The organism is Nostoc piscinale CENA21, from assembly GCF_001298445.1.
In the GTDB taxonomy this organism is placed as follows: Bacteria; Cyanobacteriota; Cyanobacteriia; order Cyanobacteriales; family Nostocaceae; genus Nostoc_B; species Nostoc_B piscinale_A.
The window spans coordinates 1,551,213-1,566,279 of record NZ_CP012036.1; the positions used below are offsets into that span (position 1 = coordinate 1,551,213).

12 protein-coding genes and 1 pseudogene are annotated in these 15,067 nt (G+C 40.7%); 9 read left to right on the plus strand and 4 right to left on the minus strand.

From position 1 onward, the window contains the following. Window positions 1-77: 77 nt before the first annotated feature. Window positions 78-2,291 (minus strand): phosphoketolase family protein, encoded by a 2,214-nt coding sequence (locus tag ACX27_RS06830; RefSeq protein WP_062290077.1) that lies wholly within the window; start codon window positions 2,289-2,291, stop codon window positions 78-80. Between the two features lie 232 nt (window positions 2,292-2,523). Between ACX27_RS06830 and ACX27_RS06835 the strand changes: the two are divergent. From ACX27_RS06835 to crtO, 3 genes and pseudogenes are all read left to right on the plus strand, one after another. Further along, a pseudogene (locus ACX27_RS06835) lies at window positions 2,524-3,910 on the plus strand (cytochrome P450). 314 nt (window positions 3,911-4,224) lie between these two features. After that, window positions 4,225-4,983, plus strand: a complete 759-nt coding sequence (locus tag ACX27_RS06840; RefSeq protein WP_062290080.1) for an LmeA family phospholipid-binding protein — start codon at window positions 4,225-4,227, stop codon at window positions 4,981-4,983. Between the two features lie 104 nt (window positions 4,984-5,087). After that, the gene (gene crtO / locus ACX27_RS06845; RefSeq protein ID WP_062290083.1) at window positions 5,088-6,782 is read left to right on the plus strand and encodes a beta-carotene ketolase CrtO; all 1,695 of its coding nucleotides are present in this window, start codon (window positions 5,088-5,090) and stop codon (window positions 6,780-6,782) included. Between the two features lie 241 nt (window positions 6,783-7,023). Here the strand turns inward: crtO and ACX27_RS06850 are convergent, their stop codons facing one another. Then, a complete protein-coding gene (locus tag ACX27_RS06850) occupies window positions 7,024-7,722 on the minus strand; it encodes a hypothetical protein (protein ID WP_062290086.1) in 699 nt (232 codons plus the stop codon). Between the two features lie 459 nt (window positions 7,723-8,181). Then, window positions 8,182-8,736 (minus strand): SRPBCC family protein, encoded by a 555-nt coding sequence (locus ACX27_RS06855; RefSeq protein ID WP_062290089.1) that lies wholly within the window; start codon window positions 8,734-8,736, stop codon window positions 8,182-8,184. A gap of 269 nt (window positions 8,737-9,005) precedes the next feature. Here ACX27_RS06855 and ACX27_RS06860 point away from each other — a divergent pair, with 269 nt between their 5' ends. The 5 genes from ACX27_RS06860 to lpxD all read left to right on the plus strand — a co-directional run bounded on the left by ACX27_RS06860 (window position 9,006) and on the right by lpxD (window position 13,403). Continuing rightward, window positions 9,006-9,200, plus strand: a complete 195-nt coding sequence (locus tag ACX27_RS06860; protein WP_062290092.1) for a hypothetical protein — start codon at window positions 9,006-9,008, stop codon at window positions 9,198-9,200. A gap of 203 nt (window positions 9,201-9,403) precedes the next feature. Further along, window positions 9,404-9,568, plus strand: coding sequence for a rubredoxin (gene rd / locus ACX27_RS06865; RefSeq protein ID WP_062290095.1), 165 nt, complete (start codon window positions 9,404-9,406; stop codon window positions 9,566-9,568). Between the two features lie 111 nt (window positions 9,569-9,679). After that, window positions 9,680-10,912, plus strand: a complete 1,233-nt coding sequence (locus ACX27_RS06870; RefSeq protein WP_062298197.1) for a BaiN/RdsA family NAD(P)/FAD-dependent oxidoreductase — start codon at window positions 9,680-9,682, stop codon at window positions 10,910-10,912. Window positions 10,913-11,115: 203 nt separating this feature from the next. Then, window positions 11,116-12,186 carry a hypothetical protein gene (locus ACX27_RS06875; RefSeq protein ID WP_062290098.1) on the plus strand — a complete coding sequence of 357 codons (1,071 nt, stop codon included), beginning with the start codon at window positions 11,116-11,118 and terminating at the stop codon, window positions 12,184-12,186. 182 nt (window positions 12,187-12,368) lie between these two features. Beyond that, the gene (gene lpxD, locus ACX27_RS06880) at window positions 12,369-13,403 is read left to right on the plus strand and encodes a UDP-3-O-(3-hydroxymyristoyl)glucosamine N-acyltransferase (RefSeq protein ID WP_062290101.1); all 1,035 of its coding nucleotides are present in this window, start codon (window positions 12,369-12,371) and stop codon (window positions 13,401-13,403) included. A 97-nt stretch (window positions 13,404-13,500) separates the two neighbouring features. Here lpxD and ACX27_RS06885 read toward each other — a convergent pair whose 3' ends face one another. Continuing rightward, window positions 13,501-14,457 (minus strand): CoB--CoM heterodisulfide reductase iron-sulfur subunit B family protein, encoded by a 957-nt coding sequence (locus tag ACX27_RS06885; protein ID WP_062290105.1) that lies wholly within the window; start codon window positions 14,455-14,457, stop codon window positions 13,501-13,503. Between the two features lie 325 nt (window positions 14,458-14,782). Here ACX27_RS06885 and ACX27_RS06890 point away from each other — a divergent pair, with 325 nt between their 5' ends. Next, window positions 14,783-15,034 (plus strand): acyl carrier protein, encoded by a 252-nt coding sequence (locus tag ACX27_RS06890; RefSeq protein WP_062290108.1) that lies wholly within the window; start codon window positions 14,783-14,785, stop codon window positions 15,032-15,034. The last annotated feature ends 33 nt before the right edge of the window (window positions 15,035-15,067 follow it).

The following is a 15,067-nucleotide window of genomic DNA, read 5'->3' on the forward strand; positions in this document are numbered from 1 at the left end:
GTCTATCTGAATATATTCAACCCCACCCAGGAAAACACCTAGATGGGGGTATCTCGTTACATTATATCTATTTAGCTTTAATGCGCTAACTCAATTGCTCGCTTTGTTAAAGCCTCAGCAGTCAAACCATTAAACGCCATCAACTCACCAGCACTGGCTGTAGTTTCTCCACGCTTCCAGGCGAAGGTATCGCGCTTGCTGTTGCTTCTTAACATAATTGGTTCTAACATCGAAGCCACACCGCCAGTCACACCAATTAGTGCATCACCACCAAATAATTCAGTGAATTTAGCATCATCAATAAAGCCACCATCGGCTTCAGAACAGGTATCCCAAGCCACATCACTAGGACGATATAAACGCCGGGGGTTAATAATAGAAACTATCTTTACCCCGATACCTTCTGTTTCTAAAAATGCTGCCGCTTCAAAGACAGGAATTAATGTCATATCGCCAATAACAGCAAAGACAACTTGCTTGCCGCCAGCAATTTCATGTAATACTATTGCACCATCTTCTAAGCCTTGCTGAGTTTGTTTTAATGTTGTACGAATTGGCAATGGTGACTTACTGGCAGTAATCACAATTCCCTTATTTTTGGTTTGCAATGCCCAGTCATAACAAGCTTGGATACTATTAGCATCGGGCGGGAATACAGGAAATACATTTCCATTCCGCATCATCGAAGCAAAGTAAGCTTCAATTTCTGGACGTTGGTGTGTCCAACCGTTACGACCTTGTTCTAATGCGCCAGCAGTAAATAAGGTAATTGTTGAGGGAGTTTGGCGGCGTAATTCTGCCATTGCTTGGGTGACTGTTTGCCAAATTGGTAAACCGTTGATGGCAAAAGATTCATAAGAACACCACAAACTTCGCGCACCCATTAGTGATAAACCAACGGCTAAACCTGCACAAGCATCTTCACTTAATGGTTCATAAACTTGGCCGTTTGGTGCTTGGTTATATAAGTCGTCGGTTGTGGGGTGAATAATTTTTAATGCTTGGTTTATATTGCCAATTCCTGATGCTTCGTTACCGTCGGCGTTGGTGACGAGGAAATTTTTATCTTTTTGTCCGACGATCCCAACTAATCTTCCCATTGCGGTTGTCGAAACTTTGGGTTCGCCACCAACTGTATATTCTTCTAATGGCAATTCGCCTAAGTCTGGTAATTCTAATTCAAATTCTGTTACTACAGTTTTCGCAGCCGGGCCACCACCAGCGCGTTCAGCATTAGTTCTGACTGTTTGCCAAGCCTCTGGTGATAAGGCGCGTTCTTGCAAAGCACTGATAATGTGCGGTGCATCTAAAGTGTCTTTAGGATATAAGTTGTGAGATTTTGCACCTCTGGCGTGGACTCCTGCGCCTTTTAGTTGCTTAATAATGAATACGGTGAGTTTACCGCTAAGTGCGGAACGTGCGGCTTTATCAACGGCTACGAGTACGGCTTGGGTAAAAGCGAGGCGTTTCTCAAAGGAAAAGGCGGTACTATCAACGTAGTCTCCTGGTTGATTTTGGTCGTCAAATTCTTTGGCATCTACGAGAATGACTTCCTCAAAACCGTTACCTTGCCAGTAGGCTTTCATCTCTTCGTTGGTTTTGAGGGAAACCATACTGTGATGTTCTTGGCTGTAACCATTCCACACCAGCACGGGTAAGAAGTTGGTGACGCTGGGATAGGCGGTGTTGAAGTGTGCCATTGAACTCATAATGTAGGGTTCGCCTAATCCACCATCGCCGAGGGTGAAGGGGAAAAGTTTGTCACGGTGGAGGAGTGCAGCCGCCATTGCAAAGTGTTGCCCTTGTCCCAAAGGCCCGGCGGGTGCGAGAATGCCGGGAATGTAACCGGAGAGGTGTCCTAAAAGTCCGTGTTTTTCGCGGAAGCGATCGCGCAATTGTTGTACTGTAAAAATGCCCATGTCTTCTAAGGAACGATCCAAAAACATGGCACTATAAAATCCAGGGGCGTGGTGTCCGACTTCCGTAATAATATTTTTGTAGCCCAGCATGACTAATGCTGCATATGCTTCCGCTTGGCTGGCAAACCCACCTGGATGTCCTGAGGCTTTACTACCAGTGATTTGCAATGTTAGGTAACGCAAGGCATCAGCAGCAAGTAAAGTTTGATATACGGCTGCGGTATCTGTAGGAGACGCGATCGCTACTTTATCTGAATCTATCGCAGGTGTGGCACCATAAGTGGCAAAATCTGGTAAAGCCTCGCCAAAATATTGAATTCCCTCGCAAAAATCAGGAAGCGCGGAAGATGCCTTTGGTGTAATTGCTGTCATGCTGAGTACCTTATAACGATGAAGGAAAACTGTAGATGCCCGTTGAATTTAACAGAAATTTTACATCTTTAGGGATGTGAAGAAATATCAGTGTTTCATGATGCTCAAGATAAATAGTTTAAATAGCTAGGAACACTAAAAGCTAAAAGTCAGAGGCTAAAGGCTGGAATTTTGACTCAGCAATTAACACCTAATTTAAGTAAAAATAACGTTATCTACTCAATCTATTTTTATGCAGCTACCAAAAACACCAAATACCCCAGTCGTTTTGCAACTACTGAACTGGGTATTCCGTCCTATGTCCTACATGGAGGAATGTACTCAACGTTATGGTGACGTTTTTGCACTGAAACTACAAAAAAAATATTCCTCCTATAGTCTTTGTCAGTCATCCTCAAGACCAACAACAGATTTTGACTCATGATACTAAAGAATTAGAAGCACCTGGAGATTTAAATAGTTTGTTTGAAGGCTTACTTGGTAAGCGTTCTTTAATTTCTATGTCTGGTGAAGAACATCAAAACCAACGACAATTAATGATGCCGCCTTTGCATGGTGAAAGAATGCGCGGCTACAGCCAGATTATTAATGATATTACTGCCAAAGTCATCAGCCAATACCCAGCCGGACAACCTTTTAATATTCGTACTGTCAGCCAAGATATTACTCTGCGTGTAATTATGCAGGCTGTGTTTGGTTTAGATGAGGGACTCCGCGCCGAACAACTCCAACAAAAGTTAAAGGTAATTTTAGAAAATACCAGTTCTGTATGGCGTGTAGCTTTGCTATATTTCCCGGCATTACAAAGAGATTTTGGGCCGATTAAAATCTGGGGAAGGCTAGAAGAAATTCAGCAGCAAGCCGACCAACTCATCTATGATGAAATCCAAGAACGGCGGGAATATCCAGACTCATCACGCACAGATATCCTCAGCTTACTCATGGATGCTAGGGACGCGGAAGGTCAAGGAATGACCGATGTTGAATTACGCGACCAGCTAATGACTTTGTTGGTAGCAGGTCACGAAACCACAGCCACAGCTATAGCCTGGGCTATGTACTGGATTCATAAGTTACCACAAGTCAAGGAAAAACTGATCCAAGAACTAGATAGTTTGGGTGATAATCCAGACCCAAATGCAATTTACAAGCTACCTTACCTGAGTGCTGTTTGCTCAGAAACTTTGCGAATTTACCCAGTGGGAATGCTAACTTTTCCTAGAAGAGTCAAAATGCCTATTACTGTCAGTGGGTATGAACTTCCACCAGGTACACCAGTGATGGGTGCAATTTACTTAACTCACCACCGGGAAGATATTTACCCACAACCCAAACAGTTTAGACCAGAACGCTTTTTAGAAAAACAGTTTTCACCTTATGAATATATACCTTTTGGGGCTGGTGCAAGACGCTGTATTGGTCTAGCCTTTGCTCAATGGGAAATGAAACTAGCGATCGCTAAAATGTTAACCATGCGAGACTTAGATTTAGTAGACCGCACAGAAATTAAACCCCAACGTCGTGGTTTAGTCACCGGGCCGAATCGTCCTATTCAAATGATGGTTAAAAGTCAGCGTCAAATCAAGTCTCGCAGTTTAGAAACTACCACTATAGGTTGAAGGAGACAAGAGGCATCTTAAAACCCGCGCAGGAGGTCATTGAGCTTGCCGAAATGCGAGTTTAGTTTGTGTAGCCCCAGACTTCAGTCTGAGGGCTATGTGCTTTGATATTTAAATTTTGTGTTTTAATAACTTAAAATCTGCTGTCAGAATTTTATCAACTCAATAATACAAACATCCTGAATTTATCGAGAGGATGGTCTTGTTCTTTTTTCACCATTTATACTCCTACCTGCATATACCATCTTATAGATCCATTTTGAGGTATATAAAGTCTAAAGTAACCATTATGGGACGCTATGAGATAAAAATTCATGCCTGAAGAACGCAGGTTGGAAGAACAATTAATCTCCCAAGAAGCCGAACGTCGGCTATCCAACCAACTAGATGAAGCTGAACAAATTGATGTTGATGTGCAGACTGATTTGTTCAAGATAGTTCAAGGACAAGCAGATGGAGTTTCTCTGAGTGGGAAAGGATTAGTTTTTAAAGAAAATATCCGGGTTCAAGACATCAAACTCCAAACAGATAGTATTGCTGTAAATCCTTTAAGTGCAATTTTTGGGCAGATTGAATTAAATGCACCAGTAAATGCGATCGCCCGCATTGTCATGACAGAATCGGATATTAATCAAGCATTAAATTCCGAACTTGTGCAGAATTACGCCAAAAATTATAACTTGAATGTAGAAGGTGAAAATGTCAGCTTTACAATGCAAAACATGCAATTAACATTTCCTGGAGATGGCAAAATTCAATTCCAGGGATTAACTCAAATAAAAGAAAAAAGTAATACGCGTCTACTTGGGTTTACAGCTAGATTTCGCCCTCGCACTCATGCCAACCCGATCATTTTAGAAAGTTTTGACTGTTATCAGGGAGAAGGCGTTAACTTTGAAGTAGTTTTAGCACTGATGCAGAAAGTTAAAGAATTAATTCATCTACCTGATTTTACTTGGGATGGCACAAAATTTAAAATTTTAAATATGGAGATAATCAAGCATAATTTGATACTTTTACTTGAAACCAAAATGCGCCAAATACCTCATTCGGTATCGGAAATTTCTAATTAAGAAACTTACATAAACTTGAATAAAGGCAATTAAATACATTCAAGGTTGTCATAGTTGCTTACCCTTTGTAATATTAACAAGCCACTCTATTCTAAACTACAAATATGCAAGAGTATGATGTTGTAATTATCGGTGCAGGACATAACGGACTAGTTTGTGCAGCATATTTGCTCAAAGCTGGCTATAGTGTCCTACTTTTAGAAAAACGTTCTGTCCCTGGCGGTGCAGCAACAACTGAAGAATGTTTACCTAAAGAAGCCCCCGGATTTAAATTTAATTTGTGTGCCATTGACCATGAATTTATTCACTTGGGGCCAGTAGTTGAAGAATTAGAACTGAAAAAATATGGCTTAGAATATTTGGAATGTGATCCAGTAGTTTTCTGTCCTCATCCCGACGGCAAGTATTTTTTAGGACATAAATCATTAGAGAAAACTTGTGCCGAAATTGCCCGTTATAGCGAACGTGATGCCAAAAAATATGCCGAATTTACTGAATATTGGCAACGGGCATTAGGAGCAATGATTCCAATGTTTAATGCACCGCCAAAGTCAATTATTGATATTGCGGGTAACTACGACATCACAAAAATCAAAGATTTATTTTCAGTCATTGGTTCACCAAATAAAACATTGGATTTTATTCGCAACATGATGACCAGTGCTGAAGATTTACTTAATGAGTGGTTTGATTCAGAATTTTTAAAAGCACCACTAGCCAGATTAGCATCAGAATTAGGTGCGCCACCATCACAAAAAACCATTGCGATCGGTGCAATTATGATGGCAATGCGTCATAATCCTGGCATGGCAAGACCACGTGGCGGCACTGGTGCATTAGTCAAAGCTTTGGTGAATTTAGTCACCAGTAAAGGCGGCACTATTCTCACAGATCAGCATGTTGAAAAAGTGTTGATTGATAATGGTAAAGCTGTTGGTGTGCGCGTTGCTGGTGGTACAGAATATCGGGCAAAATACGGCGTAATTTCTAATATTGATGCCAAGCGGTTGTTTTTGCAAATGACCGATAAAAGCGATATTGACTCAGCCGATCCTGATTTGTGGGAAAGATTAGAACGCCGCATTGTTAACAATAACGAAACCATCCTGAAAATAGATTTGGCTTTAGATGAACCTCTGCGCTTTCCTTTCCACGCGCACAAAGATGAGTATCTGGTTGGTTCTATCTTAATTGCAGATTCAGTTGCCCATGTGGAACAGGCTCATAGTAAGTGTACCTTGGGCGAAATCCCTGATTCTGATCCATCAATGTATGTGGTCATGCCGAGTTTCCTTGACCCCACCTTAGCACCACCAGGAAAACATACTGTCTGGATTGAATTTTTTGCCCCTTATCAAATTGCTGGTGCAGAAGGTACAGGCTTAAAAGGTACTGGTTGGACTGATGAATTGAAAAATCAAGTTGCTGACAAGGTAGTTGATAAGTTAGCTACTTACGCACCTAATGTCAAAACTGCGACTATTGCTCGTCGGGTGGAAAGTCCCGCAGAATTGGGAGAAAGATTAGGCGCATACAAAGGAAATTACTATCACGTCGATATGACTTTAGATCAGATGGTGTTTTTCCGACCCTTACCAGAAATCGCCAACTACAAAACCCCTATTGACAATTTATTCTTAACTGGCGCGGGTACTCATCCAGGTGGTTCAATTTCTGGAATGCCAGGACGCAACTGTGCGCGGGTATTTTTACAATCGAAGCATCCCATTACTCAGACTTTGAAAGATGCTAGAGATTCGATTAAATCGACAGTCGAATCTGTATTTGGGATTGTTTAGAGTAGAAATAAACCCCTCAAAATGGAAATCTATCCTACGTGAGTTGTAAAAATTGAGAGGCTCAGATCCCCGATTTCTCAAAGAAGTCGGGGATCTTGTTGTTCACAAATGATTTAGGACTGCCATATCACAAAATAAAAACCCCACAAATTTTAGTGGGGTTGTTTTGTGAATTACGGTGACTCTAGTTATTTAAAACACATCAACTTCGTTCAATTCAGGCTATTTTAGGTTACAAAAACTAAACATTTGCGAGGCGTTGTTCCAACTCTTCAATGCGTTGAGCCATTAGGCTGAGTACCTCTTGGCTATCTTCTACAGTATTAGGTTCGCCGGGTTGAGATGTCACAACAGGCGGACGCACAAGAGATGGTAATCTGACTAAGCTACCACCGCTTGCTGTAGGCAGAGCGTAGGCAATTTGATCAAAGTCAGGAACAGAATCATCAATGTTTTTGGGTAAGAAAGTTCCGCGATGTTCTGGAGTAACTAGCAATTCATAAGCTGGCCCGGCGATGGTAGCTCTAGAGATGCTCACATACCCACGAATCTCTAAATTTTTGGCTCCTGTAAACAAGTCTACGTTTTGTAGATCAGGTAATAAAGTAATTAGTGCGGTATCATTCGCTGGAATACCAACATTAAAAGTAAAGCGTTTAGGATTACCCGGAACTGGAATTAACTCAGAAAATTCATTGTTTCCTAAAACATCACGAATTGTGACTGTATCTACTAGATTTAATTCAGGTGTTGTCGCTGTAAATTCTAGTCTCAAACGAGCAGGTGCATCAGTAGTGTTAGCAATAGTTAAAAAGTAACCTTGCACAACTCTACGAGCAACTTTTCCTAGTTTTTGGACAACATCTGGTGGTAAATTACCTAAATTATCTGTAGGAGCAATAGGATTAACAAGTAATTCAAATGTTGAAACTAATGGCATAATTAATTCTCCATGTAATTTAGTTTATGCCTCTAAAATTATGATAATTATTGCCAGATTTATAAATAGCAAAATCACAAAATTAGAGTGGAATTGCAGACTGAGAAATATTTTTTTGTCTGCTAATTATTCCACAGACTTAAATCTTGTATTTACGCAAAACTTCTGACTCTTTAATATTTCTTTACAATTATCTTGGGTGACCTATGTCCAAAAAATTAATTAAAACGCTTGTAGTGTAAGCATTTTCAGCACTATAAATCTATGCGATAAATTAGGTACAAGCACACATAGCCATTAGCAAGGACTTACGAACGTCTCTATTAACTGTCTCTGCTGCTCAATAATTAGGGCTTGTTATCATACAATAAATTGTACTAATAAAAAATTTAGCCCAGACGTTTGTATGGTCTGGGCTATATGCAGAAGGATAAGTTAATTTTATTGGCAATATTGGGATTACTGCTTACACAAAACCTGACGCATTTTCCGCATATTTGCAGGTAGTTCAAAGTTCATAGCTTGCTGAATAAAAACTGAAGGGATGGGGATATTGGGTGTAGCTTGCACATTATAAGCAAGTAAAGTGCCGTTACCAAAATCTTTTAAATCGACACAGGCACTAAAGTCTTCAAAAGTGCCTTTTTCCATACGGAAGTGAATTTGTTGTCCAATTACTTCCGCAACGCTGAGATAAATTTCAACTTGGGCTGTGAAAAATAAAAAGGCTTTTTGTGCTGCTTGGTACAGGCGCTTAACTTCACCTCTTTGCAGAACTTCGCTTCTGGTGATATCAGGAAAATATTGCACCCAACGAGGGTAGTCAGTGAGTTGCTGCCATACTTGCGATCGCATCATGGGTACATACATCCATGCAGTAACTGCACCGCCCCACGCCGTATGCGATCGCGCTTCTACCAAAATTTCGCCCTGCATTAACAATCTTCGCTTGTCATCGCTCCAAGGCATATCTAAACCTGCAATAATTGGGTCGGAAATATGAGACGCAGCCATATTAAGTCACTCACTCCTCACTTTGCCACACTTCCAGAGTTAAAGTTAATCAACGTCTATTAGACTTTAAGATCAACTCACTTAAATTTAGTTCCACTTTTCAAGCACTATTTTCCGGAATTAAGATCATCTCATGTTATTTTTCTGTGAAATCACTTATAAAATCGTATTGCTGATTACATTTAATCAAATCTAAATTTCGGCAGCTTTAACAATAGCACTACTTCTAATATAGAAGTGTAATAAATTTTGAATCAAAGGCACATTCAATGAATCAATCTTCCTTAAATCGTTGGCTAACTCAAGTCTTTGGAATGCTACTAGGCATTGGGATTGCCATTTGGATTCTCAGGGGTTTTGGGATTCTGACATTTCTCCCAGGAGGAATAATTTGGTTGTTTATTTTAGGCGCGATCGCAGTGGCAATGATCAATTTCGCTCAAAGAACATGGTGGCGTTTCTAATCTAGAACTAATCAGTAAATTGTGTGATATTACTGAAATAAGTTTGTTTAATTTGGTAGAAATACAACTTTTCTAACATATTAAATCCTAGTTATTTTAGGAATAAACACCATACAGACAAAATGCTGAGATTTGAGTACTGAGTGCTAAAGAAAAACTTCAATCATCCTTCAAAAATCATTGAATAAATTCAGGGATAAACAATGGAAACTTACGAATGCACTATTTGTGGCTACGTGTATGATCCAGAAGTAGGTGATCCTGATGGGGGAATTCCCCCTGGAACACCATTTGAAGATATCCCAGAAGATTGGGTGTGTCCCGTTTGCGGCGCGACAAAGGATCAATTTAAACCAGTAGAAGTGTAATTTAGCGCGTAGGGAGCGGGGAGACAAGGGAGAAGAAAGTATAGGAGTAAGCTCTAAGATAAAACAACTAATGACTATTGACCATTGACTCATCAACGAGATTCTTTAAAATTGCAACCGTTACAAATTATCGTTATCGGGGGTGGGGCTGCGGGATTTTTTGGTGCGATCGCTTGTGCTAATGCCAACCCTTATGCCCGTGTTATTTTACTCGAAGCCAGCCGTCAACCACTAGCCAAGGTGAGAATTTCTGGTGGTGGACGCTGCAATGTCACTCATGCTTGTTTTGAACCAGCCGCCTTAGTGGCGAATTACCCCAGAGGCGGAAAAGCTTTGCGGGGTGCTTTTAGTCGCTTTCAAGCGAAAGATACTATTTCTTGGTTTGCTAACCACGGAGTACCACTGAAAAAAGAAGCTGATGGGCGAATGTTTCCAGTGACAGACAGTTCGGAAACAATTGTGCAGTGTTTGATGAATGCGGCTGAAGACATGGACGTAGAACTGCGGACGGGTACACCAGTTGTCTCAGTGAAACGACTACCCAACAATCAGTTTGAAGTTTATTTGAAATCGGGTGAAACTTTAAAATGCGATCGCCTACTATTAGCCACTGGTAGTAACTCCATAGGCTATAAAATCGCCCAAGAATTTGGCCATCAAATTGAACCACCAGTTCCTTCACTATTTACCTTTAACATTGCTGACCCCAATTTGCGGGCTTTAAGTGGCGTGAGTATGAATCCGGTGCGTTTGCGGCTTTCTGTTCCCCAACAACCAACCTTAGAACAAATGGGGCCTTTGCTGATTACCCATTGGGGTGTGAGTGGTCCGGCGGTGTTGAAACTTTCGGCTTGGGGGGCGAGAATTTTGTATGACAACCGCTATCAAGCCACTTTAATAATCAACTGGCTACCCGATTTATCACAAGAAGAAGTCCGGGAAAAAATTGTAGCAGTTAAAAATGAATGGGGAAAAAAAGCGATCGCCTTACATCGTGGAATTGATTTACCTCATCGTCTTTGGCAATACTTGATTAACCGAGCCAGTATTAATACGGAAGTTCGCTGGGCAGAAATCTCTAACAAAACCCTAAATCAGTTAGTGCAGGAAATTTCCCAGGGAAAATACTTAATTAATGGCAAAGGTGCTTTCAAAGAAGAATTTGTTACCTGTGGTGGAGTTAGCCTTAAAGAAGTAAATTTTAAAACAATGGAGAGCAAATTAATTACTGACCTTTACTTTGCGGGAGAGATTTTAGATATTGATGGCATTACAGGTGGATTTAACTTCCAAAGTGCCTGGACAACAGCTTATTTAGCAGGTTTAGCAATGGCAGAAAATTAATAAAAACTACAGAATTCCGAATGTCAGCTATCTAAGTACTGTATCCTTTGTTCTACTGTGAAGAAATGGGAATAATACTTCAGTAAAACTACATCAAACGTAACAAATAATACTTATTTTCAAGCATTTCTCTCATTGTCACTCCACATTTGCAGCAGCCACCCTAGAGTAAGCGATTTTTCGCATTTTTTGTTGAAGGGTGTATGTCAAACTACCAATCTACTCTGTCTGAAATTACATTGCAGGGCAGTCAATATATGCTGCATGGCTTTCCCGTGTTAGGAATGCCCTCTCAAGAACGTGCCGTTAAATACTTCAGTCTGAATCCATTTCTCCCAGATGCCCAGAATCGTTGTCCCGTTGCATGTGCTTATTGTGTCTGTCACCAAGACCGGGGATGGCATCATCATCCAGAAAGCTTTGAGAATAATGTCACCCCTACTGACCTAATTGATCGTTTATTAGACCGGATTTTTGCCACCCCAGAAGGAGAAAAAGGCTATCCCATTTCCTTATGCGACTATTCTGACCCATTCATTCCGGCGCATCGGGAACGTGTATTGTCAATCCTCAATGCACTGATTGACCGTCAAGCCGCCAATATGGTCTACATAACCACTAAAGTTCATCCAGGTCAAGCATTTCTTGAACGTTTGAAAGCTACCTTAGCCAGACCAAATGCACTGCGAGTCACAGTTTTTGTGAGTTTACCACCTTTAAAACCTGGTTATGAACAAGCCTCAATTCCAGGAAGAGTTAGACTGTTACAAGATTTAGTTCAACTTGGTATTCCTTGCTGCTGGTATCTCCGCCCTCTAGTGGAACAGTGGTTTGATGAAGCTTTGATGTGGCAATTGGCACATCAACTGCTACCCTACGTAGCCCACCATGTAATTTTGTCTGGGATTGTCATGTCAGAAGAAATCGAAGAGAGTTTATTAAAACAAGGTTTGATAGTACCCCAATGGGATCGTACACAACCAGGACGCAAACAACTTTTATCAGCAAAATTTGAGTCACAACTGCGTTCTATTCTCAGCACAGTGGCGAGTGAACACAATATTTCCCTTGGCCCAGTTATGGGACATCGACTCTGTGGTACAAATGGCAATCATGCTTACGGCTGTTTGATGTGTGCTAAACAAAATCGTTATTGCCAACTGTTTCAACTCCATCACTACGGTGAAACCATCGCTGCTGAAGATAATCAACAGCTAAAAGTCTTACTCAGGCAAAATCTCCCCAGCAAAGTCCCATCAGCAGAAGAGTGCTAGTAAACGACCTAAAAGCCAGAAAATAAACAGGACTTATAAAAAAATTCATTGTTGAGATTGGGTGTAAGGAAGCAAATCCTTACACCCTTTGTCTTTACCTTTGATTTTTCATTTCACTGCCTAAATCCTATTAAAAGAGGGACAATAATTTTGCTTGGAACGAATTTTCAATCAATCTCAAAATGAAATTCAGCGAAATCATCCATCAATTTGGGGATATTACTACTAGTAATAGCCTGATAACTAACCCAGCCCAAGATATAGACATCACAGGGGTTGCTGCTATTGATGAAGCCATAACTGGGACTATCAGTTATGTCGAAGGTAGTAAATTTGTATCTTTAATTAATAAAACAAACGCAAGTGCTTTAATTCTGCCCGAAGATCCAACTTTACAAACTCAAGCCCAAGAACGTGGGATTGCTTGGGTAAGTACAAAAGAACCAAAACTTTTATTTGCCCAAGTCTTGACTCTGTTTTATCAACCATATCGCCCCAGCCCAGAAATTCATCCGACGGCTGTGATTCATCCCACCGCAAAAATTGGTAATGATGTTTACATTGGCCCTCACGCAGTGGTGCAAGAACGGGTGGAAATCGGTAACTATGCGATTATTCATCCCAATGTCGTAATTTATCCTGATGTCAAAATTGGCGATCGCACTACCTTACACGCTAATTGTACAATTCACGAACGTAGCCAAATCGGTGCAGATTGCGTAGTTCACAGTGGCGCTGTGATTGGTGCAGAAGGTTTTGGCTTTGTGCCTACCCGCACTGGTTGGTTCAAAATGGAACAATCAGGCTACACAGTTTTAGAAGATGGTGTAGAAATTGGCTGTAACAGTGCTGTTGACCGTCCAGCAGTTGGTGAGACGAGAATTGGTAAATATACCAAAATTGATAACTTAGTACAAATTGGTCATGGTTGCCAAATTGGGATGGGTTGTGCGATTGCTGGTCAAGCCGGGATGGCTGGTGGTGTCCAAGTTGGTAATCGTGTAATTTTAGCAGGACAAGTGGGAGTCGCCAACCAAGTCAAAATCGGTGATGGGGCGATCGCCTCTGCCCAAACTGGTATTCACAGCGATGTCCCACCCAAAGAAATTGTTTCTGGTACTCCAGCCATACCTCACAAAATTTATCTCAAAGTCAGTGCGATTACTAGTCGTTTGCCAGATATGTATCAAGCATTCAAGCGATCGCAACGACAATAAAATTAAAAGTAAAAAATAAAAAGGTAAAAGTAAAAAAAGCATTTTACCTTTTTATTTTTGCTTTAATTAATAATTAGGGAAAATACCTCTCAAACTCTCATTTTTCCGTGAACTCTGCGCCTCTGTGGTTCGATTTTCGCTTTCTAATTACAAGCCTAATTTTTTTTAACACTGGTTTTGTCGAAACAATATGTCTTTCTAAACCAAGTTCTTGCGGACTAATCCCCAGTGCTAAAGCAATTAATTGTGGTAAATGTAGCACTGGCAAACCTAACTTTTTACCAATCACTTTCTCAACTTCTGGTTGACGAGAATCTAAATTCAAATGGCATAAAGGACAAGGTGTCACCAAACAATCAGCGCCATTTGCCAAAGCTTCTTGAATGTGCATTCCTGCCATTTTAAAAGATTCATTAGTGGCGTAACTAGCTAATGGCCAACCACAACATTGGGTACGACCCCGATAATAAATTGGTGTTGCACCCACAGCCCGAAACACATTTTCCATTGCTTCTGGTTGGAAAGGATCATCGAATAGCATGGTTTTTTGTCCACGGAGCAGATAGCAGCCGTAAAAAGCACCGCATTTTAAATTAGTTAACTTGTGGGTGACACGCTGGCTAATTTCTTCTAAGCCATAATCTTTAACCAAAGCATAAAGCAAATGTGTTACTTCTGTACTGCCCTGATAAGGTGAACAACCTTCTTTTTTGAGTAAGCCATTCACTTGGTTAATGTAAGTCGGATTGCTATTTTGACAATCTTTTAAACGTTCATTAACATGACCAATTACACCTTGACAGGTACTGCAATGAGTGAGTAGTGGAAGATTTAAGGATTCTGCTAAGGCAATATTTCTGGCGTTAACAGTATCTTCCAATAATTGAGAGTCTTCTTTAAATGTACCGGAACCACAGCAAGCAGCCTTTTTGAGTTCAATCAATTCAATACCTAAAGCTTGTGTGAGGGCTTGGGTTGATTGATACAGTTCTCGACAAGCACCTTGGGCTACACAACCTGGAAAATAAGCGTATTTCAGCGTTTGAGTAATCATAAAAATAAAAGTGACTAGGGGTTAGGGACTATAGACTAGTCTTGTTACTGACCATTCAGCACTCAGACTCAGCAGTAGGAATTTATTTGGACATTAGTCAAAAAAATAGTAACAATTAATAAGTAGGAGCATTTATACAGTGTATGCGATCGCCAAAATTGCCATACTACCTTGGGTAACCCTGGGGGGCTAGGGAAAAGGTTTTCGAGAAGAAAATACTTCGGTAGTATACGGGCGATCGCGCTTTCCGATAAGATGTATATGCTCAAAAACCATGTCACTCATCAAGAGCGGCTAATAGCAACTGGTCAAGGAATTTTATTGTATGAGCCAAAACGAAACTTTTGAAAAGGTCAAAAAAAGCGTCGCTGATCAACTAAGTGTTGACGAAGAAAAGATTACTGCCCAATCTAATTTTATCGATGATCTAGGTGCTGATTCCCTGGATCTCGTCGAGCTAGTTATGGCTTTTGAAGAAGAATTCGAGATTGAAATTCCTGATGAAGCCGCCGAGAAGATTTTGACAGTCCAAGATGCGGTTGATTACATTGAAAATCAAGTTGCCGCATCCGCTTAAGAAAGTGCTGAGTGCTGAGTAGTAAGTGCTGAG

What these genes read in the sequence shown, in the direction of transcription:
- ACX27_RS06830 (WP_062290077.1), bottom strand. Translation starts at nt 2,291, where the DNA reads ATGACAGCAATTACACCAAAGGCATCTTCCGCGCTTCCTGATTTTTGC.
- ACX27_RS06840 (WP_062290080.1), top strand. Translation starts at nt 4,225, where the DNA reads ATGCCTGAAGAACGCAGGTTGGAAGAACAATTAATCTCCCAAGAAGCC.
- crtO (WP_062290083.1), top strand. Translation starts at nt 5,088, where the DNA reads ATGCAAGAGTATGATGTTGTAATTATCGGTGCAGGACATAACGGACTA.
- ACX27_RS06850 (WP_062290086.1), bottom strand. Translation starts at nt 7,722, where the DNA reads ATGCCATTAGTTTCAACATTTGAATTACTTGTTAATCCTATTGCTCCT.
- ACX27_RS06855 (WP_062290089.1), bottom strand. Translation starts at nt 8,736, where the DNA reads ATGGCTGCGTCTCATATTTCCGACCCAATTATTGCAGGTTTAGATATG.
- ACX27_RS06860 (WP_062290092.1), top strand. Translation starts at nt 9,006, where the DNA reads ATGAATCAATCTTCCTTAAATCGTTGGCTAACTCAAGTCTTTGGAATG.
- rd (WP_062290095.1), top strand. Translation starts at nt 9,404, where the DNA reads ATGGAAACTTACGAATGCACTATTTGTGGCTACGTGTATGATCCAGAA.
- ACX27_RS06875 (WP_062290098.1), top strand. Translation starts at nt 11,116, where the DNA reads ATGTCAAACTACCAATCTACTCTGTCTGAAATTACATTGCAGGGCAGT.
- lpxD (WP_062290101.1), top strand. Translation starts at nt 12,369, where the DNA reads ATGAAATTCAGCGAAATCATCCATCAATTTGGGGATATTACTACTAGT.
- ACX27_RS06885 (WP_062290105.1), bottom strand. Translation starts at nt 14,457, where the DNA reads ATGATTACTCAAACGCTGAAATACGCTTATTTTCCAGGTTGTGTAGCC.
- ACX27_RS06890 (WP_062290108.1), top strand. Translation starts at nt 14,783, where the DNA reads ATGAGCCAAAACGAAACTTTTGAAAAGGTCAAAAAAAGCGTCGCTGAT.